20 protein-coding genes are annotated in these 26,715 nt (G+C 35.9%); 19 read left to right on the top strand and 1 reads right to left on the bottom strand.

Annotation, left to right across the window (positions count from 1 at the left end):
• Positions 1-380: 380 nt before the first annotated feature.
• Genes BCR22_RS12080 through cydC form a run of 4 tightly spaced genes read left to right on the top strand, consistent with a single transcriptional unit; the run spans position 381 to position 6,308 of the window.
• On the top strand, positions 381-1,799 hold the full coding sequence (locus BCR22_RS12080; protein WP_069655140.1) for a cytochrome ubiquinol oxidase subunit I: 1,419 nt from the start codon (positions 381-383) through the stop codon (positions 1,797-1,799).
• Complete coding sequence (gene cydB / locus BCR22_RS12085; RefSeq protein WP_069655141.1) at positions 1,796-2,821, top strand: cytochrome d ubiquinol oxidase subunit II; 1,026 nt, start codon at positions 1,796-1,798, stop codon at positions 2,819-2,821. The genes BCR22_RS12080 and cydB overlap by 4 nt, the downstream gene beginning before the upstream one ends.
• On the top strand, positions 2,818-4,548 hold the full coding sequence (cydD, locus tag BCR22_RS12090) for a thiol reductant ABC exporter subunit CydD (RefSeq protein WP_069655142.1): 1,731 nt from the start codon (positions 2,818-2,820) through the stop codon (positions 4,546-4,548). The genes cydB and cydD overlap by 4 nt, the downstream gene beginning before the upstream one ends.
• On the top strand, positions 4,548-6,308 hold the full coding sequence (gene cydC / locus BCR22_RS12095) for a thiol reductant ABC exporter subunit CydC (RefSeq protein WP_069655143.1): 1,761 nt from the start codon (positions 4,548-4,550) through the stop codon (positions 6,306-6,308). Before cydD ends, cydC begins: the two co-directional genes overlap by 1 nt.
• A gap of 115 nt (positions 6,309-6,423) precedes the next feature.
• On the opposite strand, the gene BCR22_RS12100 is transcribed toward cydC, so the two are convergent.
• Positions 6,424-7,404, bottom strand: a complete 981-nt coding sequence (locus tag BCR22_RS12100; RefSeq protein WP_069655144.1) for a polyprenyl synthetase family protein — start codon at positions 7,402-7,404, stop codon at positions 6,424-6,426.
• A gap of 119 nt (positions 7,405-7,523) precedes the next feature.
• Between BCR22_RS12100 and BCR22_RS12105 the strand changes: the two genes are divergently transcribed.
• From BCR22_RS12105 to BCR22_RS12175, 15 genes are all read left to right on the top strand, one after another.
• On the top strand, positions 7,524-8,429 hold the full coding sequence (locus tag BCR22_RS12105) for a prenyltransferase (RefSeq protein WP_069655145.1): 906 nt from the start codon (positions 7,524-7,526) through the stop codon (positions 8,427-8,429).
• A gap of 32 nt (positions 8,430-8,461) precedes the next feature.
• Complete coding sequence (locus BCR22_RS12110) at positions 8,462-9,673, top strand: NAD(P)/FAD-dependent oxidoreductase (RefSeq protein WP_069655146.1); 1,212 nt, start codon at positions 8,462-8,464, stop codon at positions 9,671-9,673.
• A gap of 343 nt (positions 9,674-10,016) precedes the next feature.
• On the top strand, positions 10,017-11,402 hold the full coding sequence (nhaC, locus tag BCR22_RS12115) for a Na+/H+ antiporter NhaC (RefSeq protein ID WP_069655147.1): 1,386 nt from the start codon (positions 10,017-10,019) through the stop codon (positions 11,400-11,402).
• 110 nt (positions 11,403-11,512) lie between these two features.
• Positions 11,513-13,885, top strand: coding sequence for a DNA translocase FtsK (locus BCR22_RS12120; protein WP_069655148.1), 2,373 nt, complete (start codon positions 11,513-11,515; stop codon positions 13,883-13,885).
• 265 nt (positions 13,886-14,150) lie between these two features.
• Complete coding sequence (locus BCR22_RS12125) at positions 14,151-14,852, top strand: GntR family transcriptional regulator (protein WP_069655149.1); 702 nt, start codon at positions 14,151-14,153, stop codon at positions 14,850-14,852.
• 681 nt (positions 14,853-15,533) lie between these two features.
• A complete protein-coding gene (locus BCR22_RS12130; RefSeq protein WP_069655150.1) occupies positions 15,534-16,640 on the top strand; it encodes a tyrosine-type recombinase/integrase in 1,107 nt (368 codons plus the stop codon).
• Positions 16,641-16,843: 203 nt separating this feature from the next.
• The gene (locus BCR22_RS12135) at positions 16,844-17,512 is read left to right on the top strand and encodes a winged helix-turn-helix domain-containing protein (protein ID WP_069655151.1); all 669 of its coding nucleotides are present in this window, start codon (positions 16,844-16,846) and stop codon (positions 17,510-17,512) included.
• Between the two features lie 71 nt (positions 17,513-17,583).
• Positions 17,584-19,362, top strand: coding sequence for a SpaA isopeptide-forming pilin-related protein (locus tag BCR22_RS12140; protein WP_069655152.1), 1,779 nt, complete (start codon positions 17,584-17,586; stop codon positions 19,360-19,362).
• A gap of 67 nt (positions 19,363-19,429) precedes the next feature.
• A complete protein-coding gene (locus BCR22_RS12145) occupies positions 19,430-20,074 on the top strand; it encodes a WxL domain-containing protein (RefSeq protein ID WP_069655153.1) in 645 nt (214 codons plus the stop codon).
• 34 nt (positions 20,075-20,108) lie between these two features.
• Positions 20,109-21,206: a WxLIP family cell surface protein gene (locus tag BCR22_RS12150; RefSeq protein WP_069655154.1), complete on the top strand. Its 1,098-nt coding sequence runs from the start codon at positions 20,109-20,111 to the stop codon at positions 21,204-21,206.
• Between the two features lie 34 nt (positions 21,207-21,240).
• Positions 21,241-21,576 carry an LPXTG cell wall anchor domain-containing protein gene (locus BCR22_RS12155; RefSeq protein WP_069655155.1) on the top strand — a complete coding sequence of 112 codons (336 nt, stop codon included), beginning with the start codon at positions 21,241-21,243 and terminating at the stop codon, positions 21,574-21,576.
• Positions 21,577-21,645: 69 nt separating this feature from the next.
• Entirely contained in the window at positions 21,646-22,464 is an 819-nt protein-coding gene (locus BCR22_RS12160; RefSeq protein ID WP_069655156.1) for a WxL domain-containing protein, read from the top strand.
• Positions 22,465-22,628: 164 nt separating this feature from the next.
• Positions 22,629-23,741, top strand: coding sequence for a WxLIP family cell surface protein (locus BCR22_RS12165; protein WP_069655157.1), 1,113 nt, complete (start codon positions 22,629-22,631; stop codon positions 23,739-23,741).
• A gap of 189 nt (positions 23,742-23,930) precedes the next feature.
• Positions 23,931-24,968 carry a PA14 domain-containing protein gene (locus BCR22_RS12170; protein ID WP_069655158.1) on the top strand — a complete coding sequence of 346 codons (1,038 nt, stop codon included), beginning with the start codon at positions 23,931-23,933 and terminating at the stop codon, positions 24,966-24,968.
• Positions 24,969-25,182: 214 nt separating this feature from the next.
• The gene (locus BCR22_RS12175) at positions 25,183-26,631 is read left to right on the top strand and encodes an SdrD B-like domain-containing protein (RefSeq protein ID WP_069655159.1); all 1,449 of its coding nucleotides are present in this window, start codon (positions 25,183-25,185) and stop codon (positions 26,629-26,631) included.
• Positions 26,632-26,715 lie beyond the last annotated feature (84 nt).

Raw genomic sequence — 26,715 nt, forward strand, 5'->3', positions numbered from 1 at the left:
TACTATTAATGAATATATTTATGAAATATCGACTAAAGTAAAAGTTGTTTCTAAATTAAGGAAGAAAAACTTTATTCAGACTGTTTTTTTTATATTCTATCATCAGAGCCTACTTTTCTTATTTTTCCCCAAGAACAAAGGAATATTTTGATGAAAATAGGACAGAAACATTTGTATTTTGTAAATAAAAGAGTATACTTTAGATTGGAATCATTCTAAAATTAATAAAAAGAGTTTCCGCGCACATATTGTATTTAGGTTTATTTTATTCTGGGTTTTGATTCATTTTGGCAGCACCAACCAACTGCGCAAATGAATAATTATGTTGAATGAAATTAGCTTATTCTTTTTGTGGAGACAGTAAAAAAGGGGGATTATTGATGTTTGATATTGTAACATTAGCAAGATTCCAATTTGCAATGACAACAGTCTTTCATTACTTCTTCGTACCGTTTTCAATAGGATTAGCACTTGTAGTTGCAGTCATGGAAACGATGTATGTCGTGAAAAAAGATGAACGTTATCGCAAAATGGCGAAGTTTTGGGGCAACATTTTTCTATTAAGTTTTGCAGTCGGAGTTGTAACAGGAATTATTCAAGAATTCCAGTTTGGAATGAACTGGTCAGATTATTCACGCTTTGTTGGAGATATTTTTGGTGCTCCACTGGCAATCGAGGCGTTACTTGCATTCTTTTTAGAATCAACATTTTTAGGGTTATGGATCTTTACTTGGGATAAAGTAAGTCCTAAACTACATTTAACATTTATTTGGTTGGTGGTATTTGGTTCAATGATGTCTGCTTTCTGGATTTTAGCTGCAAACAGCTTTATGCAACATCCAGTGGGCTATACATTAAATAATGGTCGTGCTGAGTTGATCGACTTTGGAGCCGTAATTGGCAATCCAAAAGTGTGGTATGAGTTTACCCACGTTCTGTCTGGCGCAATTGTAATGGGCGGCATGATCGTTGCAGGTCTTGCAGCGTTCCAAATTTTGAAAAAACGTGATCTTAATTTCCACAAAACGTCTATGCGCATTGGGTTATGGATTGCTTTATTTGGTTCACTATCTGTTTTATTTACAGGGGACTTACAAATGAAAGCTTTGATCAATGATCAACCAATGAAATTTGCGGCAATGGAAGGCGATTATGAAGATTCTGGAGATCCAGCAGCTTGGACATTGATCGCATGGGCAGACGAAGCGCAGCATAAACAAGTATTTGGAATCCAAATTCCTTATATGCTAAGTATTCTTTCTTATAATAGTTTATCTGGTTCTGTTGATGGAATGGACACTGTGAATGAACGTTTGAAAGAACAGTATGGTGATGATAAAAATTATTATCCACCAGTCAACACATTATTCTGGAGCTTTAGAGTCATGGCTGGCTTTGGTGCATTGATGCTTTTAGTTTCAGCTTTAGGATTATTCTTTAGTCGCAAGAAAAAACCTTCACTTTATGAAAAACGTTGGATGGTTTGGATATTAGCATTGTGTACATTTGCTCCATTCTTGGCAAATACAACAGGTTGGTTGATCACTGAACTTGGTCGTTATCCTTGGACTGTTTATGGTCTATTCACGATTGAAGATAGTGTCTCACCAAATGTATCAGTGGCTTCATTATTAACATCGAATATTATTTACTTCATTCTTTTTGCTGGTCTAGGCTCAGTAATGGTTTACTTGATTACTGTAGAACTTAAAAAAGGCCCAGATTATGAAGAAAAGAAATTAGCAGAGGCGAACTCTACTGATGTAGATCCATTTGATAAGGAGGTCTTTGGCGAATGAGTACGTTGCAATTACTTTGGTTTGTCCTAATTGGTATTTTATTCTCAGGCTTCTTCTTTCTAGAAGGGTTTGACTTTGGCGTGGGGATGTCGGTTCAAACTTTGGCTCATGATGAAGAAGAGAAAGAACAAATCATCCAAACAATTGGACCGGTTTGGGATGGTAATGAAGTATGGTTATTAACAGCAGGTGGGGCGATGTTTGCTTCTTTCCCATACTGGTATGCTTCATTGTTTAGTGGTTTTTACTTGATTTTGTTTATTATTTTAGTTGGTCTGATCATTCGTGGAGTGTCGTTTGAATTCCGTCACCGTATGCCAGATGGCAAACGTCGTAGAATGTGGAACTGGACATTATCGATTGGTAGTTTTATCGTACCATTTTTCTTTGGGGTTTTATTCATTGATCTAGTTCAAGGGATGCCTCTTGATGTGAACGGAAATATGATGGCGTCATTTACAGATTATATCAATGTGTTTTCTGTTGTTGGTGGTGTTGCATTGTCCTTACTTTGCTACTTGCATGGTTTAAACTATATTACGCTTAAAACAGAAGGACCAGTTAGAGAACGTGCTCGCAATTATGCGTCATTCTTCTATTGGGTTTTATATGTTGGCTTAGTTGTGTTTGCAGCTTTGTTGTACTTTAAAACAGATTTCTTTGATAATCACTTTTTAGTGACAATGTTACTTGTTGTAGTAATTGTAGCATTGACAGTTGTTGCTAACGTTAGTGTCTTTAAGAAAAAAGAAATGTTGGCGTTTCTTGCTAGTGGTTTAACACTGATTCTTCTAGTGGCGTTATTATTTAGTGGTTTATTCCCACGAGTGATGATCGGTAGTGAAGGGTATTATGACATCTTGATCCAAGATGCTTCAAGTTCCCCTTACACATTGAAGACAATGACGTGGTTATCATTAACGATTCTACCATTTGTATTAGCGTATACAGGTTGGTCTTATTATGTCTTTAGAAAACGTATCAAACATCCAGCGATTGCTGCTGTGGGGTATGAAGGATGATTGATAAAGCCATCTTAAAAATGCCGAAAATCAAAAATATCATGATCTTGCTTGCAGGTTTTTCTTTCCTGCAAGCAGTATTTATTATAGGACAAGCATTTTATTTATCTAAAGCCGTTGTTGGGTTATGGGAAGGTGGTCAGCTACACGACCAGCTGTTGAATATTTTGGTGTTCTTTTTGTTTTACACTGGTAGACATGTCGTGACGTATCTTCGTGAGAAAATGTTAGACACCTTTAGTTATGAGCGGTCACGTGAATTAAGGGAAGCTTTGTTACAAAAGGTTTTCCGCTTAGGACCAACGGTGGTTCAAAAAAATGGTACGGGAAATATGATTACAATGGCGCTTGAAGGAATTAGTCAAGCGGAAAATTATCTTCATTTGATCTTGATGAAAATCATGAATATGATGATTATTCCGTGGATCATTTTGATTTTTGTTTTTATGTTGGATGTTCGTTCAGGGGTTGTTTTACTGGTTGTGTTTCCTATGATCATTATTTTTATGATCATTTTAGGCTATGCAGCGCAAAGTAAAGCGGATAAACAATACAAAGCTTTTCAAATTTTGTCTAATCACTTTATTGATTCGTTACGAGGATTGGATACGTTGAAGTTGTTTGGCTTGAGTAAAAAATACGCAAGTAGCATTTACAATACGAGTGAGCGGTTTAGAGAAGCAACGATGAGTACGCTAAAAATTGCGATTTTATCAACGTTTGCTTTGGATTTTTTCACAACGTTATCTGTGGCTGTTGTGGCAGTGTTTTTAGGATTGAGCTTGTTAGAAGGGGAGATTTTACTATTCCCAGCATTAACGACCTTGATTTTAGCACCAGAATTCTTCTTACCTGTTCGAGATTTTGCCAGTGATTATCACGCGACATTAGACGGGAAAAATTCATTCCAGGCAATTCAAGCTGTATTGGATTTACCAGAAATGACTGAAACGGATCGCCTTACTTTAGGGGATTGGACTGCATTAAGTGAAGTATCTGTTAAACAATTGACATTCCAATATGAAGAAGCAACTCATCCTGCTCTAAAAGGACTGGACTTTGCAGCAAGAGGGTATCAAAAAATTGGGATCATTGGTGCTAGCGGTTCAGGAAAATCGACGCTGATCAATGTATTGAGTGGATTTTTAGAACCTGATACACAAATGACTGAAATTGAAGTTGATGGGCAATCCATTCCTCATTTTTTACAAAAAGAATGGCAGAAGCAAGTCGTCTATATTCCGCAGTCTCCTTATATTTTCCAAGATACATTGGCAAACAATGTTCGTTTTTACACACCTGAAGCGACAGATGAACAAGTTTCAGCTGCAGTTCAATTAGTAGGATTAGAAACGCTTGTAGAAGAGCTTACGGATGGTTTAAGCACGGTGATCGGTGAAAGTGGCAGAATGTTAAGTGGTGGTCAAGCACAGCGTGTAGCGCTTGCTAGAGCCTTTTTAGACAAAACACGTCGAATTTTATTATTTGATGAACCGACTGCTCATTTGGATATTGAAACGGAAGTGGAATTAAAAGAAAGAATGTTGCCATTAATGGAAGATCATCTTGTATTTTTTGCTACACACAGATTACATTGGATGGCCGAAATGGACTATATTTTAGTGATGGATAAAGGGCGACTGGTTGAGGCCGGAACTTTATCAGAATTGACCGATAAAAATGGTTATTATGTGAAATTAGTCAATCAAATGAGGGGGACAGAATAATGGAAAATACCCCAACAAATAAAGAATTATACCAAAAAGATAAATGGATCAAACCGTTTTTAAAAAAATACAAAGGATTATTATACTTAGCATTGGTTTTAGGTTTTTTGACTTTCTTCAGTGCAGGAGCATTGATGTTTAACTCTGGTTATTTAATTAGTCGAGCGGCGTCACTTCCAGAGAATATTTTGATGATTTATATTCCTATTGTACTAACACGTGCGTTTGGGATTAGTCGACCAGTTTTTCGTTATATTGAACGTTTAGTTAGTCATAATTGGGTGTTGAAAATGACGTCTGATTTACGTTTGAAGCTTTATCTAGTATTAGAAAAAGATGCAATTTTCTTTAAATCAAAATACCAAACGGGTGATATTTTAGGGTTATTATCAGAAGATATCAATCATTTGCAGAATTTGTATTTACGTACGGTGTTCCCAACTGTGATTGCTTGGTTGTTATATATCTTTATCATTATTGGCCTAGGATTATTTTCTTGGTGGTTTGGGTTGTGTATGTTGCTAATGTTAGGTGTAGTGATTTTTCTATTGCCATTGATTTCAGTTTTAGTGAATGGCGCCAGACAAGAAAAACAAAAAGTGTCAAAAAATGAATTGTATAAAACGTTAACGGATAATATCTTAGGTGTTTCAGATTGGGTATTCAGTCAGCGTGGACAGGAATTTGTTCATTCTTATGAAAAAGAAGAAGCAAAATTACGACAGTTAGATGAACAAATCAAACGCTTCAATCGTTTTCGAGATTTTGTATTACAAGTGGCTTTTGGTGTAATCACTATTTCGATTTTAGCATGGGCGAGCGTTCGTTTTCCTGGAAATCACGGTGGTGCTGCAAATTGGATTGCGGCTTTTACACTGACCGTTTTTCCGTTGATCGACGCTTTTGCACCGCTACCCGACGCAGCGCAAGAAACAAATATTTACAAGGATTCAATCAAACGTTTAAATGATTTGCCGGAATTAGAAGAAAACCAAGTTGTAACAAAAGAAATCTCAATCACAGATGCGGAAATTAAAATTAGCGATGTTTCTTTTTCGTATGCTGGAACAACTAAACAAGTGCTAGAAAACATAGAGTTAACGATTCATACAAAAGAAAAATTAGCGATTTTAGGTCGTAGTGGTTCAGGGAAAAGTACTCTAGCAACATTGATTCGTGGAGATTTACAACCTGATAAAGGATCGATTACATTGGGTGGACTACCGACTTATGAATTTGGGGATCAAATTACGAAATCAATAGGTGTGATTCATCAAGCACCGTATCTTTTTAGAACAACGATTTTAAATAATGTCCGAATCGGCCGAGAAGAAGCCTCTGAAGAAGAGGTTTGGCAAGTATTGGATAAAGTTGGTTTGAAAGAAATGATCGAAGGTCTTCCAGAGGGACTATTAACGATGGTAGATGAAGCTGGTTTACGTTTTTCCGGTGGTGAACGTCATCGATTAGCGCTAGCTCGTATTTTACTTCAGGATACACCAGTGGTATTGTTGGATGAACCAACGACAGGACTGGATCCAATCACAGAACAACATTTATTAGATACATTCTTTGAGGCATTAGAAGACAAAACCATTATTTGGATCACTCATCATTTACAAGGGGTTCACAAAATGGATCGAGTGATATTTATTGAAGATGGACAACTAGAGATGAGTGGTTCTCCAGAAGAGTTATTAGCGACAAATCAGCATTACCAACAGCTTTATGCCATTGACCGTGGAACAAATCACCGTTAATGAAACTAAAAAAGATGAGGCTGGGATATAACTCTATGAGTCACATCTCAGCCTCAATAACTTTAACGAACTATTTCTGTTTTAACTTCATTCGTTTAAAAAGTGAAGTTGAGTATCAAAAAGAGCGTTGCAGTAATAATTCTGTCAACAAAGTTAATTGTTCTTTACCTAGACAATTTGGTAATTTTTCGATGTCAGTCAAGGCTTTTTCAGTGACACGCCGCGCAAATACTTTGGCATCATTGACGCCATCTAGCTCATGAACCAGTTGAGCTGTTTCATGAGCTTGTTCGACTGTGATAGCAGCCCCTTTCTCTAAGTAAACGGCAAAGCGTTCGGGCGCTTTTTGCATTGCATAAATCAAAGGCAATGTATAGACACCTTGTGCCAGATCCTCTAAAATTGGTTTTTTCAAGGTTTTTACATCTGCTGTATAGTCTAAGATATCATCATAGATCTGAAAAGCAATTCCAATATGCCGACCAATTCGTTTGGCTAAGCGTTGTACCTCTGGACAAGCGTAACCAAAATGAGCGCCTTCCAGACAGCTTAGAGAAAATAATTCAGCTGTTTTTCCATTGACACTTCGTAAGTAATCGGAAATACTCATGTCTGTTTTGTAGCGTGTGTGCATTTGATCTAATTCACCGAGTAGAAGTCGTTTCATTGCAGAAGCGTTTGTATGTAGAAAATCAGAGCCATTCATCGTTTCGGCTAGTAATTCAAAGAATTCAGTAAACAATAAATCTCCTGTGTAAACAGCAATATCTTTACCATAGCGGGATTGGATCGTCACAGCTCCTCTACGCAGTGGAGAGTCATCTATGATATCGTCATGTATCAATGTCGCCATGTGTAGAATTTCGATAGAAGCGGCGATTTTAATCAGTTGTGTGCGGTCTTGTTTTTGCTCATCGCCGATTTGGGTAAACAAAAAAAAGAAAGCTGGGCGTAGTAATTTACCGCCTGAACTGGTTAACTCGATCAGAGCGGCTTCGATATCTTTGTTTCGTATTTTAACTTGATGTTTGATCAGTTCACAAGTTTCATTTAATTGTTGTTGGGTAATAGGAAATTCTTTCCAAAAATCATTCATAACACAATAGTCCTTTCAGTAATTCAATACTATTGATTGTATACGATGTTAGTGATGAAATACAAGTAAATTATTCTGTGAGCATAAAACTAAATATTGTAAGGAGAGAGGAGTATACTTTGAATAGAGAAGTATTTTTTGAATTAGTTGAACTAAAAGCAAAGACAGCCAGTATTTTGCCCTTTCTTTTGGGAATTTGTTTTAGTTGGTATCATTATGGACATTTACATTTAGGGTATGTTCTTATTTATTTTATTGCGATGTTTATTTTCAATATGGCTGTTGATATTTTAGATAACTATAATGATTACCATCATGCTAAAGACGGGCATGATTACAAACAGAAGACGAATATCATTGGGCGAGAAAATTTATCTTTGCCGATGATTCGTCGTTGGATCATTTGGATGGTGGCCATTTCTGCATTGATGGGGATTGGTCTGTCTATGATTGTCGGTTGGCCATTGTTATGGTTAGGACTGTATTGCTACTTGATTGGCATCTTTTATTCTTCTGGACCTAAACCATTATCAAGCTTACCTTTGGGTGAATTCTTTTCAGGATTTACGATGGGGTTTATGATCATGTTGATTTGTGTCTATATCAATACATTTGATTCATTTCAGTGGACATGGGGCAATCTTGGCAGTATCTTCTTAGTGTCGCTACCCAATACTTGTTTGATTGCCAATTTAATGTTGGCGAATAATATTTGTGATTTAGAAGAAGACGAAATGAACCATCGTTTTACCTTAGTTCATTATCTAGGGAAAAAAACGTCGATTGATTTATTTGTGGGGTTGATCGTGATCGCCTTTGCTTCGATCGTGTTAAGCGTTGTATTAGGGTTAACACCGATTACGATGTTGCTCACGCTTTTGGTCGTGCCATTTATTTGGAAACAAACAAAGGTATTTTTACACGAACAAGTCAAAACAAAAACTTTTATCTGCGCTGTGAAAATTTTAGCAGTCGGAGCATTAGCACAAGTTGTATTTTTTGCCATAGGATTATGGCTTAAATAATAAAATAAAAAGGTTAAGAGGGGATTTTAAAAATGAGTAAGCACGTCGTTATTTTAGGCGCTGGCTATGCCGGTTTAAGAGCGCTACATGAATTACAAAAAGGAGACAACGAATTAAAAATCACATTGGTCGATCAAAATGATTACCACTTCGAAGCAACGGATATCCATGAAGTTGCAGCAGGAATCCAAACGTCAGAAAGAATTACCTATCCAATTAAAGATGTTGTAAAATCTGCTTGCACGACATTTGTACAAGGAACTGTAGAAAAAATTGATAGTGAAAACCAACTCGTTCATTTGAAAGATCAAGCAGCGATTTCTTATGATTATTTGATCGTAGCATTAGGCTATGAATCAGAGTCATTTGGGATTCCTGGTGTTGAAGAATTTTCATTAAAAATGGTCGATATTCCAACATCAGAAAAAGTCTATCAACATCTAACGGAACAAATGGAAGCATACAAAGAAACGAAAGACGAAAATTGTCTGAAAATCGTTGTCTGTGGAGCTGGTTTTACAGGAATCGAATTATTAGGGTCATTACATGAAGGAAAGAAAAAACTAGCTACTATTGCTGGCGTTGAACCTGAAAAAATTCAATTATATTGCGTTGAAGCAGTGACACGTTTATTGCCAATGTTTAGTGAAAAACTTGGGGGTTACGGGATTGATCATTTGAAAAAATGGGGTGTCAATTTCTTAGTTGGAAAACCAATCAAAGAAATCAAACAAGATACTGTTGTGTATTTAGATAATCAAGAAACAAATGAATTGAATGAACTAAACGCTAAAACAATTATTTGGACGACTGGAGTAAGTGGTAGCCATGTAGTGGGTGAATCTGGTTTTGCAGCAAAACGCGGACGAGTGATGGTTCAATCAGATCTAACGGATGCAAATCATAGTAATGTCTATATCATTGGGGACTGTTCTGCTGTGATGGATAAAGAATCGAACCGTCCGTATCCAACAACTGCGCAAATTTCACTTAAAATGGGTGAGCATGCAGGTAAGAATATCAAAGCACAACTAAAAGGTGAACCAACGAAAGAATTTACCTTTAAATCACTTGGTTCTGTTGCCTCAATCGGTAATAGCCATGCCTTCGGTGAAGTTGGAAAAATGGAAGTTAAAGGCTATCCAGCATCAGTGATCAAAAAAGTAATCATGGATCGTTCATTATTCGAAACAGGCGGCATCAAAGAAATGTTAGCGAAGGGTCGTTTTGATTTTTACCGTTAACAGTTAGAATAACAAGAAGCGCTAGGAAAGATTATAGTAGAGCGTTGTTTTGAAATAACAGAAAGTCAACGGTAGATGGAAGTTGACCAAAGCAAATACTTGAAGTACAAATCTGGAGCGAAATAATAGATTCGGGTAAGATCCGTTAGCGTCTTTTGAGTGGAAATTATTTTTTAATTTCAATTTGGGTGGTACCGCGTGTAGGTTGCGGCTGAGACAAAAGCGCTTGTTTTCAAAGGAAGTTGCTTTTTCTCGCTATTATACGTCCCTGACAGTCTATTTGTGATTGTCAGGGATTTTTTGTATGCAATAATTAAATTTTTAAAAAGAATGAGGATCGTAAATGAAGAAAGAATTAAGTGTAAAAGAAGCATTAGTTGTATTTTTGGCCCTTTTATTGATTATCAGTATTTGTGTGATTGGTGTCGGGATGAGTCCAATTTTTCCCGTATTGTGTGCATTGGGTTTATTGATTGGTTGGAGTAAATGGCGAGGAGCATCATGGGATAAAATCCATGAAGGAATCATAGAAGGTGTAAAAACAGGTATTGTACCAATGATTATTTTTATTCTGATTGGCGCTTTGATTGCGGTTTGGATCGCCAGTGGTGTTATTCCAACGATGATGTATGCAGGTTTTTCAGTTATCAGCACAACAATCTTTTTGCCTTCGGCCTTTGTCAGTTGCGCAGTGGTTGGAATTTCGATTGGGAGTGCTTTTACAACCGTTTCAACGATTGGCTTAGCGTTGATGGGGATGGGGATTTCGATGGGATTCAACTCTGCTATTTTAGCAGGAGCGATCATTTCAGGAGCTGTTTTTGGGGATAAAATGTCTCCTCTATCAGATACGACGAATTTAGCATCAGCAGTTGCTGGAGCAGATTTATTTAAACATATTAAAAATATGATGTGGACAACGGTCCCAGCTTTTATTATGTCATTTATACTTTATGCAATTATTGGGTTTCAAACAGAAATTGGCCAAACAGAAATTAAAACAACGCAATTTTTAGATGTCTTACAGGATAATTTTGCAATCAGTTGGTGGGCGCTTCTACCGATTTTGTTACTTGTTCTTTGCTCAATCAAACGTGTTCCAGCAATTGCTTCATTACTAGTCACGATTTTACTTTCCAGTGTGATGTATATGGTTCAGACAAAAAATGTTGATTTAAAACAATTGAGTTCGATTTTAGAAAATGGGTTTGTATCAAAAACAGGGATGGAACAAATCGATGCCTTATTAACTCGTGGCGGTATCCAAAGTATGATGTGGTCTGTTTCATTGATTTTATTGACCTTATCCTTAGGTGGTTTGCTGATGAAAATGGATGTGATTACTGTTTTGATGGCGCCGCTGGCGGATAAATTAAAGTCAACAGGGAGTTTAGTTGCGGCAACAGTTTTCAGCGGTGCTTTGGCGAACGTGATGATTGGCGAACAATATTTATCGATCATTTTACCGGGACGGGCGTTTAAAGAAAGTTATGATAAAGCTGGACTTGAACCAGAAGTATTATCTAGAGCCTTGGAAGATTCAGGAACGGTTCTAAACTCATTGATTCCTTGGGGAGTAAGCGGGGTATTCATGGCAAGTACACTACAAGTTTCTACATTAAGTTATGCACCATTTAGTTTCTTTATAGTATTCTGTCCTATTTTATCGATCCTTTCTGGGCTAACTGGTATTGGGATACCTAAAAAAAGGATCACCACACGAAAGTAAGTAGAAAAATAGAAACTAAAACATTAAAATTTTAAGAGAAACAATGGGGGTACTTTTGTTCGGCTCGTTTTTTAGGTATAATGGATACTGATTGAAAAGAGGGATGTTAGATGGCACAAAAAAGGAAAAGTGCAAAAAAGAAAAAAACAAAAAAACAGCAACAACAGCAAGAGCATCTTAATTTCATTTTTCTCGGTATCTTTTTTATCTTCTTCGGATTATTTGGACTTTTAAAATTAGGATTTCTTGGCACTTTGATTGCCAATGGTTTACGTGTGGTTATAGGAAATACATTTCCAGTGGCAGCTATATTACTGATGCTTTACGGGCTTTCTCTAGTTATTTTTGGGAAAGAGTTTCCTATCAAAAAAAGTCGACCGATGATCGGTGGTGTATTTGTTTACTTGGGTGTGGTGCTATTTTTGCATGCGTATATGTTTCGTAATGTAGGAACGCAAACGCCAGATATTATAGGAACAACATGGGAATTTCTTAGAATGGATTTAAAGGCCAGTACTGTGGCTCAAAATGTCGGTGGTGGTATGATCGGTGCTGCAATGTATAGCGTGACGTTCTTTTTAGTTGCACAATTTGGTAGCTATTTAATTGCTGCTTTATTGATTGCATTAGGCCTATTTTTAATGAGTATGCTTGATTTTCAGCAAGTAATGAACGGATTGCAAAGCGTTCGGGAAATGATTAGTGGCCTAACGGCTAGAAGTGCAGAGCGTCAAGCTGAAAAAGAAGCCAAACGAGCTGAAAAACGTGCGGCGAAACAGGCTGAAGTGGAGAAACGTGCTCAAGAACGTTTAAAAAATGAGGTAAGAGAATTAACTCCAGGTGAAAAATTAGCCCAAAAAGCAAGGGAGCAAGAAGAAAAAGAAGCACATGAACCAGAACAACTGACACTTGTGCCAATCGACAGTTTCCAAAGCCAAGCTGAAACACAGCCTGTCCAACAAAAAACTATTGTCGAATCTGAAATGGATGAAGGCGGCGAATTAAACTTTGAAATTTCTGAAGAAGCGGAAGATCGTGATTATGAACTCCCACCTTCAACACTATTAGATTCGATTCCATCTGCGGATCAAAGTGGAGAGTACCAAAAAATCGAAAAAAATATTGGGGTGTTAGAACAAACATTCAAAAGTTTTGGTGTTGATGCTAAAGTAGTCAAAGCAAGTCTTGGACCTGCTGTTACAAAATTTGAAATTCAACCAGCAGTTGGGGTGAAGGTGAGCAAAGTCGTTAGTTTAACAGATGATATTGCTTTAGCGCTTGCTGCAAAAGATGTACGGATGGAAGCACCAATTCCTGGGAAATCTCTGATTGGAATCGAAGTACCAAATAGCACTGTAAGTACAGTTTCATTTAGAGATATCATTGAAGCACAACCAAGTCATCCAGATAAATTGTTGGAAGTACCACTTGGACGAGATATTTCTGGGATGGTTCAATCAGCTGATTTAGCTAAAATGCCTCATTTACTGATTGCAGGCTCAACCGGTAGTGGGAAGTCTGTTGCAATCAATGGGATTATCTCCAGTATCTTAATGAGAGCCAAGCCACACGAAGTGAAATTAATGATGATCGATCCAAAAATGGTTGAGCTGAATGTCTATAATGGGATTCCACATCTGTTGACACCAGTCGTAACAAATCCACGAAAAGCTGCACAAGCATTGCAAAAAGTCGTGCAGGAAATGGAATTCCGTTATGAAAAATTTGCCGCTACTGGGGTTCGAAATATTTCTGGTTACAATGAGTTAGTCATTCAAAAAAATTTAGAAGACGGTGAAAATCGTCCAATCTTGCCATTTATTGTAGTCATCGTTGATGAGTTAGCAGATTTGATGATGGTTGCTAGCAATGAAGTAGAAGATGCTATCATTCGTTTAGCGCAAATGGCTCGTGCTGCTGGAATTCATATGATTTTGGCAACACAACGTCCAAGTGTGGACGTTATCACAGGAATCATCAAAGCGAATGTTCCTTCTAGAATGGCATTTGCTGTTTCAAGTGGAACGGATTCACGGACTATCATTGATAGTAATGGAGCAGAAAAGCTTCTGGGTCGAGGAGACATGTTGTTCTTGCCGATGGGTGAAAATAAACCGATCCGTGTGCAAGGCGCGTTTATTTCCGATCATGAGGTTGAACGAATCGTGGCCTTTGTCACAGAACAACAGGAAGCAGACTATCAAGAAAGTATGATGCCAACAGAAGAAGAGAACACTGGTGGTAGTAGCGAAGCATCACAAGATGAACTGTATGAAGAAGCGAAAGCTTTAGTCGTAGAAATGCAGACAGCAAGTATATCCTTACTGCAAAGACGCTTTAGAATCGGGTATAATCGGGCAGCACGTTTAGTGGATGAATTAGAAGATCATGGTGTAATTGGACCGTCTGAAGGGAGTAAACCAAGAAAAGTTTTTCTTGAACCAGTACCAGAAGATATGCCGATAGATCATGATTCAGAGTGAAAATAAGTATGAATAAAAAATGGAGTGAGCTGAAAAGCTGGCTCCATTTTTTTGATCGACTAATGATGTATCTTTTGTGTAGACTACTTTTTAAATTCGTTTTCCATAAATGGAATCTTTGGTATAATGTATGAAATACTATCGTTTGGATAGATGAAAAGTTGAATTAAATGGCAAATACGATTAGAATGAGGATAATCTAACGGAATAACGAATAAACTAAAATAAAACGATAGACTAAATAAAGAGTATAAGGATGGATCACATGAGAAGAAAAAGCGTATTGTATTTAGACGTAGCAGATCAAATCAAATCAGATATCATGAATGGTACCTATCCCGTAGGGTCATTATTACCAACAGAGGCTGAACTTGAGCAGCTGTTTGATGTAAGTAAAATCACAGTTCGTCGTGCAATCGAGTTATTATCGTCAGAAGAATTAGTGGAGAAAAAAAGCGGTAAGGGAACTACTGTGTTGAGTAATCGACCTTACAATAAATTGTCTAAAGCGGGAACCTTTACAGAATATTTAAATGAGTCTGGACAAAAAGTAGCTAAGAAAATTTTGAATTTGGAAAAAGTAACGTTAGCACCTGATTCTCCAGTGTATCAATCTCTAGGTGAGCATGCAGTAAAAGTTTCGCGTTTATATATACTAGATGAGCAACCGTACATCTACTTTAACTATTTTTTACCGAGTAGTTTAGCAGATGTATCTTTAGAAGATTTTGAAAAGGAATCATTGTATCGACTAATGGATCAACACGGCATCGAGATCATCAAGTTCGAAGATAGCTTCCAAACCATTGAATTAACAAAACAACAACAAGAAATTCTAGCTACATCTGAAAAGAATGGATTAAAACGTATTAGAAAATCAATTGGGCTATCAGGGGAAATCGTTGAGTTTTCAGAAGCCATTTATAATACCGCTCTTTATCCGTATGTGATTGAATATGAAGCCTAATAACATTAAATCTGCTGAGCAAAATACAGGGACTAACGAGTAAATACCATTAAAATAAGAGCTTTTTATCAATGTTTTTGATAAAAAGCTCTTATTTAGTTATTGTGTATTGAATAATCATCCAATAGCTAGTAAGAAATATCTATTTCTAGACGGAATAGAATACATCTAAAAAAATGAACTGGTTATTCTAATTGCTCATGATTAGAATAACCGGTTTTTGAATCTTTTTTATCTTAGAGTCTTTAAAACATTACTCTATGTTATAGTTGTAAATGGCATAATTCTCTCTTAATAATAACTTGAATAAATGAAAAATTGTTCTTTTTGTTACAACTATATAGATTTCTTGTTTTATGATTTATATCATTTTTGTTATTTTATTTTTGACTGAATGAAATAATTCGGATAGGTTAGTTCATCAAAAATAACTTTATGTAATCAAATGATTACGTTTCATATTTTTACTTAAAACATGAAATCTCTTAACTAGAAACAGTATATCCCTTTGAAATCAGTAAATCAAGAGTTTTTTTTAATGGAAATTCTCAATTTTTAGCATATTAATATAAAAAAATGAGAATTTCGTTTATCATGTTGTTAAATAACCTAGGTTAATCAAGGTTGTTTTTTAAAGCCGTCAATTGCGCCGTCAAAATTTACAGAAAAGGATTTGATTTTTTGGCTAAAGGAGAAAATATTTATAAACGAAAAGATGGTAGATGGGAAGGTCGATACCCAAAAGCAAGAAAGACTGATGGTTCAATTCATTATGGGTATGTTTATGCATATTCTTATCGTTCTGTGAAAGAACAACTATTTGAGAAAAAAGTTCAAACAAGTATGTTCTATTCCAAAAGCAAAAAAGAATTTCACGGAACATTTGGAGATTGGACTAAGATTTGGATGACCTCTATTATGGCGCCAAAGATAAAAGAAAGTACCTTTGCAAGTTACAAGAACAAAATGGATCTACATATTTTACCTTTATTAGAGCACCGATCACTGCAGAAAATTGGTTTAAACGATATTGATCAAGTAATCAATAAATTATCTAACAAGTTATCAGCAAGCTCGGTTCATGTCATCTTTCGTATAGTCAAAAGCTGCCTTGAAGCAGCAAAGGAACGTGGCTATATCTCCTCCAATCCATGTGAAGGAGTGATTCTACCAAAAGTTAAAAAAGAAAAAGTTCGTGCGCTCACGCGAGCAGAGCACAAGGCAATCGAACTGGAAAGTTTGAAAACGAAAAGAGGACTTCCTATATTAATAGCCTTAGAAACCGGAATGCGCATTGGTGAAATATGTGCATTAAAATGGGACGACATTGATTTCGATTCTTCTATTATTCATGTTAGTAGAACGAAACAAAGAATCTGTTTGCCTGATGACTCTGGAAATAAAACCCAAATTATTGAAACAGCACCAAAAACACCAAACTCCAATCGTTTTATTCCACTTTCCTTAAAATTAAAAAAAGCACTGCTGCAGTGGAAAGATGAATCTCAGTCATCATTCGTTATTACAAATAAGGGACACGCCATTGAACCGAGGACAGTCAGTTATCGATTTGATCAGATAAAAAGTCAACTTGGATTGACAGATATATCGTTCCACTCATTGAGGCATACATTTGCCACTAGATGTGTAGAACTTGGGGTAAATATTGCTGCCATTAGTTCTCTGTTAGGTCATTCATCTATAAAATTGACATTAGATACGTACACAAGTTCATTTTTAGAAGAAAACCGCATAGCTATTCAAAAATTAGATAAATTAACGTTTTAAATTGAGTAGGATAAGGCAAATCTATTTTTTATATAGAAGCTAACATTCCTTACTCGACAACAGTGTTGAACATAAACAGAGCTTTTTTTATTTTCCCCGCCGTCATTTCCGCCGTCAGATCATGTTTTTTTTCATATAGGACAAGAGATTTAGCTGTTTTTCATATTTTAAGTAAAAATATGAAACAAGGAGAGACCTATTTAATGTATACATTAGGAATAATCATATTGGACTATTCTTTTGATTTAGAAATGAGCGAGAAACTTCATTCCTATGGGTTTGAATCAAAAGAAATCAAAAAAATGGACCAATTAAGTGAAGTTGATGGGATTTTAATAAATGTAAATCAAAAAATAAACAATCATACAATCAAAGGGTTAGAGTGGTTGACTAATTTGAAGAAAGAAAAGTGTGGCGTTCCAATATGGTTGTATACAGATACTCCTATGACACCGATTGAACGGAAGTTGTGTCTTCATTTAGGGGCTAACGGTATTCTTGTTAGGGATAGCGAAGAAGAAGAGAATGACTTTATTATAATGAAAAATATATTAGGGTGTCTCGTTCAGCCAGAAAACTCATCGTTGGTCATTCTAAATAAAGAAGCACACAGTTTGTCATTTAATGGTCAGGAAGAAATTAGTTTTACACGATTGGAGTTTCAGGTGTTTTCTTTTCTTTATGATCATGCGGGTGAAGTTGTTACATATCAACAGATTTCCGATTATTTATGTAATGGAGAGCGGGAAGTCCAACAGTACCGTATCTCGAATATCATTTTTCTGATTCGGAAAAAATTAGGAGAAGAAGGAAAGGATTTAATTCGAACAATCCGAACGAAAGGGTTCCAATTAAATAAAATGCTTGTATAAACGGAGTGTTTGTAAATGCCTTGAATCGGGCTTTCTTTTCAAAATACCATATCTATTAGGAGTTGTTAAACGTGAGAAAAAAAATGAGTCTAGTCCTTTTGATTAGCTGTTTAGGTGTATTATCTCTAAATTTGTTTGGGAATACAAAGATTAATGCAGCGAATGAAACACTAGATAAAGAGTCATCAGTTTTCCAAAATGTTAGTCTATCAAAAATCGAGCAACAAACGGGCACTGTAGTGAAAACCTCGCTTAAAAATGGAGAATCAATTAATTATGATGATGTTTTTCAAGTGAAATACCATCTATCAATCCCTGATGAGATGAAGCTTACAAAGAATCAAACATTTACTACGAACCTTCCCTATCTTACTCCAAGCAGTAAAGAACCAGTTGAAGTAAAGGATAAAGACGAAAATATCTTAGGGAAATGGAAAATGATAACAGACGCTAAGGGGTCAAAGCGATTGTCGTTTCAAGTAAGTGATTTTTTCGTCGAATCAAAGAAACACGAAGCAGATATCGAATTTACTGCTCGTCTAGATTCTTCAATCACAAATAAAAAGCAGATACTATCACTTAAATTTGAGACAAAGAAAGAATCGGATTTAGAACTAACTGTTTTAGAGGTACCTTCTTTAAATGATTCAACCGAAACAGTAAACACTAAAATACCAGAAAAATCAATAGTAAAAGGTGACGAAAAAACCCGGTCCAAGAGAGCCGCTGTTAAGTCACCAAGAACAAAAAAAGTGACTGCTGAAAACAAAGCGGCTACCTATTCGATTAAGGTGTATACGGTAGATAAAGAGGATCACAGCATACCTGTTAACGGGACAATTGTGCTTTATTCTTACAATGATTTAAACGTTGCAATAAGAGTAGAGGGCTCAGTGGATGGTCAGCTTACATTTACTGATTTGCCACCAGGAAGGTATCGAGTTGCTGGAACAGGGAGTAGATCATTGGGGTATTTTGCGCCTAAAGGAGCAAATTATCATGAGGTAAATATACCATCTACTAATCAAACAGCTACTGTTGGATATTTGAGAGGTTGGGGAAGTGTCAGAGTGACAAAGCAAGATGAGTTAACTAATGCCGTTCTTCCAGGAGCAGAGTTTAAATTAGTAAAAAATAATCCAGATAATTCAATAGAAGTGGTAAAAGAAGGGGTAGTTTCAACGGATAAAGGAATCGTTCAAGTTGATCAGCTTTTTACGGGGAATTATTCATTTATAGAGACTAAAGCACCTAAGGGGTATATTCTTGATGATACCCCGATAAAGGTTAGCCTTACGGATAGAGAAGTCGTTTATCCAGAGTCTACCTCTAAGCCAATTTTTTTTTCAAATACAAATTCGAAAACTAAAACAAATAAAAAAGCAGATATAACAATGAGTAGTAGCACAGTTCCAACAAATTTAAATTTTGGAAAGACGAAAATTCAAAATTCTAGAAATGAAACATTCACTGCCACTGAGTATGGGGTTCCAACAGTTGGAAAAGTAGTGATTGATGATACGCGTTCCAATGGTGGCTGGACATTAAAAGTGAAGCAAAACGCAGATTTTGTTGCGACTGATGGTAGTCCTTTGGTGAATACAACGCTTGATGTTGCAATCGGTCGCGTAACGAATACAGCTTCTAATTTACCGAGTTATATAAGACAAGTCGTTTCGTTAAAAAGCGGGGTAGAAAATTCGATTGCTATAGCGAAAACGACAGAAGGAACAGGGAAAACAACGATTCCTTTGGATAAATTTTCGTTGACTGTTCCAAAAGAAACAACTAAGAAAATAAGTCAATATAATTCGTCGCTCACTTGGACACTTTCAGATGTTCCACAATAGATTCGATCAAATACGTTATCAAGCTTGAAAAAGCTTAATATAAAAAATATTTTTAGGGGGATTTTAAATGAAAAAGTTGATACATGCAACGTTATTATCTGGATTAGCATTAACTGCGATTGGGTTTTCCAATCAATCATTAGCTGTAGATAAAGATACGAAATCAACAAATGCAACAATTACCTATACAGAAGGGGATATGACGATTGATCCTGGAGATGGAAGTTTAGGCTCGGGTTTACCTGACAATTTAAACTTTGGTGCACACAAAATTCAAAATAAAACAGCCGAAAATTGGATAGCTACTGACAATGGAATGGAAGGTGGTCCAGTTACGACTGGTAAGCTGACAGTCAATGATGCTCGAGGAACCAAAGCAGGTTGGAGTGTGAAAGTGGTTCAAACATCTCAATTTACAGAAAAAGGTGGAACTGGACAATTAACGAATGCTGCATTAACCATCAAGACCGGTTCTGCGACGAATACTGGAGGAACAAGACCTACAAGTGGTAAAATCAATAATTCACTTACCTTAGTTCCTGGTGCTGGAGGAGAGCAATTGATATTTGGTGCTAAAGCAGCAACAGGTGATGGAATTTCAACATTAGAATTATCAAAATTCGAGCTGGCTGTACCAGTTGATACTGCTAGAAGAGCTGTAGAGTATCAATCTACATTGACTTGGACATTATCTGATACACCAGCACCATAAAAGAGTAACTAGATAAATTTTGAGAGGGATAACAATGAGTAGCAATCAAAAACGATTTAATTTTTTCGTTATAGGATTCGTTATCAGTTTATTTTTTTGCACAACTACAGTTGTTTACGCCACAACAGATGAAACATTTGCTGGATTTACAACAGATGCGAAATTACCTGATAATCAGTACACAAAAGAAGTCACTTATTTTGATTTGAAGATGATACCTAGTCAAAAACAAGAACTAGAAGTTATATTAACGAATGCTTCCTCTAAGGAGATTGTTGTTGTCCCTTCAATTAATCGTGCTCAAACAAATCGAGCAGGTGTAGTGACCTATTCGGTTAAAAGTGAAACAAACAACGCGGGTTTAACGTACAATATTGAAGATATTATAACCATTGCTGAAAAAGAGATCGTTTTAAAAGCCCATGAACAATATAAGCTAAAGTTGCAGGTGGAAATGCCAGAACAGCCATTTGAGGGTATTTTAGCTGGAGGATTATATTTATACAATAAAACAACAGCTAAAACAGATGGGAACATAAAAAATCATTTTGCTAGAGAAATTGCCTTGATTCTGAGAACGACAGATAATAGTGAAGAAATACTTGGTGATTTAGCATTGACAAAGGTGAGTACGGATCAAGAAAATGCCAGAAATGTTATTAGTTTATTATTAGAGAACGCGCAACCAGCTTATTTATCAGCTGTGAACTTTAAAGGAAGCATAACAAAATCCGGCTCTCAAGAACCACTGTTAATACTAGACAAAAAGAATCTGTCGATTGCGCCAAATAGCACATTTGATTTACCGATTCCTCTAAATGGCGAGCCGTTTAAAGCTGGGAAGTATGAGTTTAAAGGAACAGCTACTCAAAAGGAAAGAGTCTGGCAATTTGACCAAAAATTTCAAATCACATCAGAAGAAGCCAAGAAATTAAACCAAAAAGATGTAAGTATCAAAAAAGAAACTATTTTTGAGAACCGTCTAGTTCTGATATTGATAGGTCTTCTATTGTTGTTGCTACTGATTCTAATCGTTTTACTTTTCCGTATATATAAAAAGAAACGTGCTAGAAGAAAACGGAAAGACCAACAAAGGAAAAAGAAGAAGCGAACGAAAGTGTTGAAAAAGTAGCTAAACAGAGAATCTACACAGAAAGGATTAGGATATGAAAAAATTAGTGTATATCATGGGTTTCATGCTCCTTTTTACCGTTTTATTAAGTTCAAACTATTCAGCAATGGCACAAGAGTACAATGGTCCCGCGAACATAACGACTGTTGGAGGAATACGCTTTTATGAAACAGACGATACAGAAACAACTACTTCTTCTGATTCGTCTAATACAACAGAAACAGAGACTTATGAGAAACCAAAAGAGCTTTCGAGCAAACCGCGCTTTCCAAATACAGGAGAGACAAGTACGCGCTTTATACTTGTTATTGGTCTAGTATTCGTTTTTATAGCATTTTTAGGGTTGATGAACAAGAGAAGTAAGAAATAAACAAATCATTATGGGTTACTAAAGTATCAATACTTTAATAATAAAAAAGTTTTTAAGGAGAGATTGAGAATGAAATTGACAAAATTAGTAATGAGCGGTGCCGCTTTGGCCACAATCGTAGGAATTGGGGCGCTAAATGCAGATGCAGCAACTTATCCAGAGGCAACCAAGGGAGTAACAAATGGGAATATTAGCTTTACGGATGATGGAACAAATAATATTCCAGATCCAGAAAATCCTGATAAACCAACGAATCCAGTTGATCCGACAGATCCAAATAATCCAGATAAACCAGGCGGCAATGAAAATCCAGGAGATTTAAAATTAGTTGTCGTGCCAGATTTTGATTTTGGCTCACAAAAAAAATCTAGTGGAGAAGTAACTGCGAATGCGAAAGTTGTTGCAGCATGGGATGAGAATAAAAATAAGGTTTATCGTGCACCATGGATCACGACGCATGATATGAGAACAGAACGCGATACGGGTTGGACTGTTTCAGTAACTTCAGGCCAATTTACATTGACTGGTTCGGGAAATCAAAACAAAGTAATCAATGGTGGCGAGATCGTATTGACAAATGCAAATTATGAAGGCTCAAGTACTACTAAACCAACCATTCATTCAAAAGCGGTTGGAAAGGACATTGCTACAGGATTAGTTTTAACACCTGGAACAGAAGTTTCAATAGCAAGTTCTGATTCGTCAGGAGCTCAAGGGATTGGTGATTATTCACTAGCATTAGGAACAAATGGTAACGGGACGTATAAAGCAGATTCAGTTACAGATGGCGTAACATTTAGAATGCCAGCGAAGACAGCTGTTGAAACCGGAGAATATCAAGCTGTATTAAATTGGGAATTAAAACCAATACTAATTCCTTTCGGATAAACAAAATGAAATAGCAAAACTGAGGTATAGCTCTTTGAGTTGTACCTCAGATTTATAATGATTGAGTGAATGGTAGAATTACATGTTTTTTGAGGATACTCATTTACGTATTGCTCGTTATGGACTTTTATCTTAAACTCTAATTTCCAAGAAGGAGCAGTTAGATGCGTAAACTGAATAAATATATTTTATGCTTAGTAGGACTATGTTTGTTTCTTTTTTCAAGAAACGAGGGACATGCTTCGGAGTCAACGAAACAAGGAGGCACAGGAGCGGCTTTTTCTGTTGAGGCTATTTATCCTGAGAATCAGCAAAGAGGAGAAAGTGGTTACTATGATTTAAACGTTATACCAGGAAGTAAGCAAGAAATAAAAGCAAAAGTAAAGAATTATTCTGATCATCCGATAGAGGTTCTTATTGACGTCACACGAGGAACAACTAGTGATGGTGGCGTTATTAGCTACAAAGAATTCGATAAAGAAAAAGATAGCAGCATGTTAATAGATATAAAAAAACTAGTACAGGTGAAGGAACCTGTAGTGAAACTAGGCGCAAAAGAGAGTAAAGAAATAGTAGCTGAGTTAAGCGTACCAGAAGCTCCTTATGAAGGCCAATTATTAGGCGGACTTCACTTCTCAGAAAAGTATCAATCGTCTGAAGAAGATCAAAAGAAAGCCGTGATCAATACTTTTTCTTATAGTCTTCCAATCATATTGACGGAATCAAGTACAAAAGCTGAAAATAAACTAGACTTGATTAAGGCAGAAGCAGGACAACGGAATTTTCATAATTTTATTGAAGCGATCCTACAAAATCAAGCACCTAGTATTATTCATAAAATGACAATTGATGGTAACGTGATCGCTAAAAAGACGAATAAGGTAATCTATGCTCGAAAAGAAGATGCCTTTCAGATGGCACCTCATTCAACAGTAAGATTTGGTTTTGACATGAAAGACACTGAAATGATTGCTGGAAATTATGAAATTGTCATGAACGTGACAGCTGATAAACAGAAGTATGCGTTAAAAAAAGAATTCACGATTTCAAAAGAAGAGGCAAAGAAATTCAACGATGAATCTGTCTATTTACAAAAAGAAGATTCGAACCTTCTTTTATGGTTACTTATGGGAACTGGTGGCATCTTAATAGTCCTCATGTTGGCTATAATTATTTGGCGGAAACGAAAAAAGAGAAAACGCATTCGAAAAAGAAACGCTGCCAAACGTAAAAATAAAAAGAAAAGTAAAAAGAATAAAAAAGTAACTGAAGGATAATTATTTTTAAAAGATGGTATAAAGGGAGACGATCTTTTAAAGAAAGAAACGTAATGAACCTGTGTTTTTCACTTGTAAATACTTAATTCTTTTCAAAAAGTAATTAAAAATAAACAATTTACATGTTATTTTTTTAGTGGTACAATCAAAAAGGGGTAAACAAAAAATAAAAAAAGGGGATGGAAATGTATGGTATTAAAAATAAGAAAAAAAATGCCGTTAATTATTTGTACTTTAATTGCTTGTTTTACGTTACTTAGTATCAATTCAAGTGTTGCTTCAGCTGATGAAGGCAAATTAGTTCATGGCGTCTATACAGAATATTTTAGAAGAGAAGGCATTAATTATATTCCAGTTGCAAGTCAATATGAAAATAGCAATTTAGATTTTACTTGTAGTTTAAACAGAGAGCCTTACCCAGGAATTAATCCGAATAATGGCTTTAGAGTAAGTAAAACTGCCTATGTAAAACTAAGTGGTTCAGGGACTTACATGTTTATGACGAGTACTACCGGAAATACTCAAGTCTATATTGATGATGTCCTCGTTCAACCAAACTATCCATATGTTAATTTGCAAGCTGGTCAAATTATCAAGATCAAAGTTGTTAGCAATTTCCCAACGAATGCACAAAGTAAAGCGGGTCAATTCGTTACAGATTTTTATTGGAAATCTCCAGAAATTGGTCTTAATTTTCCAGCACAGCATATTGCACAAGAATTGCTTTATACAACGCCAGATTTACAAGGTATTGATGTCGTTGTGCCAGACACATTAGTTCATGGCGTCTACACAGAATATGAAAGACGTCAAGCTCCAATGGGGAATTTTATTCCTGTTGCAAGTCAATTTGAAGACGGTACACTTGATTTTAGGTGTCAATACAATAAGCAACCTTACCCAGGAATCGATCCTGCAGCTGGTTTCCGAGTGAAGAAAACAGCATATATTAAATTAACAGATACTGGAACATACAGATTTTATTCTGCTAGCAGTAATGTAATTCCACAAATCTATGTTGATGACGTACTTGTTCAAAATAGTTATCCAGTGTATCTTCAAGCTGGTCAGATTATTAAAGTGAAGGTAGTAGCGACATTCTACAGCCCTTCTCCAAGTAGTGGGTACAACTATGACTTGGTGTGGTCGACACCATCTAGTCCAGCTCCGTATAAACTAATTCCACAAGAATTGCTTTATACAACGCCAGACTTAAACGGCGTTTAAAAGAATCGAATAGTAAATTGTTTACCCCTTTTACTATGTTACGATTTTCTAGATATGTATAAGTAACATTGATAAAACCTCCCAAAGCTAAATATTTCCCCTTTCATGTAGTTTGAGTCGTTAAGGATAAATCAAAAGAGGGAGAATATTTTATAGTTTTGGGAGATTTTTAGTATAAAAATAGTCAAAATTTTTTATGAGAAAGGTAGATAATATGAAAAAGATTAAAATGAAACATGTGTTTTTAGCTCTAATGATTATTGTAAGTTTTTTGACTTCTGGTGTATCTGCAATGGCAAAAGGAATTAATAGTAAAGCGGAAGGAACAGCTTCTATTACTGCAATCCTGTTTGAAGATGTAAATAGTAATGGTAAGCAAGAGATGGATGAGCCTGGAATTCGAGGAATCACCGTGAGATTATTGAATGAGTCTGGTACAGAGATTGCTAAAACTAAAACGAATGCAAAAGGCAGATACAAATTTGATAAGCTTTTATCAGATATGTATCAGATAAAAATAGATTATCCGGTTAGCTATGTAGCAACTTCGCTGGGATTGGTAGGGTTTTCTCCAGACGGACTTTCTAAATATTTTGAACTAGATGAAGGTGAAAAATTTAAGGATGCTTGGATTGGATTCCAGTCTACTGATCCAACTATAGAAGGAACTGTTTTTAATGATGAAAATAAGAGCGGTGATAAGGATACAGCAGAAAAAGGCGTTGCAGGAATCGAATTAGGTCTTTATGTAGCCGGAAGCACAAATCCTATTCAAACAGTCAAAACTGATGCAAATGGAAAGTATTCTTTTGTAAAGATTCCACCCGGTAAAACCTACGAAATAAAGCCAATTTCACTGCCATCCCAATATGAAATAATTAAAAATAGTAATTTTGATGAAAATGGGAAAAGCATTCAATTCGCTTTAGAAACACTAGATAAAAAATACAATGTAGACCTAGCATTGTACGAAACGATTCCAGTAACTGGCATCAATGTGGAACCAAAAGAATTGATTCAGTATGTTGGAGATACTGGCAAATTGACAGTTACAATTACTCCAGAGAATGCAACGTATAAAGAGGTTTCTTACATCAGTGACGATCCAACTGTTATGACAGTGGATAAAGACGGGAATTGGGAAGCTAAAAAAGTTGGAGTTACGGTTATAAAAGTCAAGACTGAAAATGGCTTAACGTTTGAGGTAAATGTAACAGTCAAAGAAAGAGAAGGTGTTGGCGCTACATTCTATGATTATCCAAGATATTTGGGCTATTTTATACAGAAAGGAACAGGGACCGCGAAAAATTTTGATGATGATTATAATAATGTAGAACCTTACAAAGGTCTAGGAACTGATTATTATAAGGTAAAAAAAGTAGGATATGTGACGCTTAAAGACACTGGTCTTTATACTTTCTCGATTGAGGTAGATGATAATGGTGCCGTTTATTTAAATGACGAAAAAATTATTGATCGCGATAATATCACTGGAGGAACATTAAAGAATTTCCGCTATTTCAAAGCAGGACAAAGGATCAAAATTACAACGGAGCATTTTAATAAAGAAGCGCCGGTTTCCTATTTTCATTTAAGGTGGCAAACACCAAGTAACCCTTACTCTCCAAAAGCAATTCCAGATTCTGAAATTACAATGGAATAACTAGTTCATTTAGTCGCTATAACAGATTGCTTACAAAAATGTAAGCAATCTGTTATTTTTTTCTATGGTGTGTTCGAATTATTT

This window comes from Enterococcus plantarum (genome assembly GCF_001730295.1).
GTDB classification, from domain to species: domain Bacteria; phylum Bacillota; class Bacilli; order Lactobacillales; family Enterococcaceae; genus Enterococcus_L; species Enterococcus_L plantarum.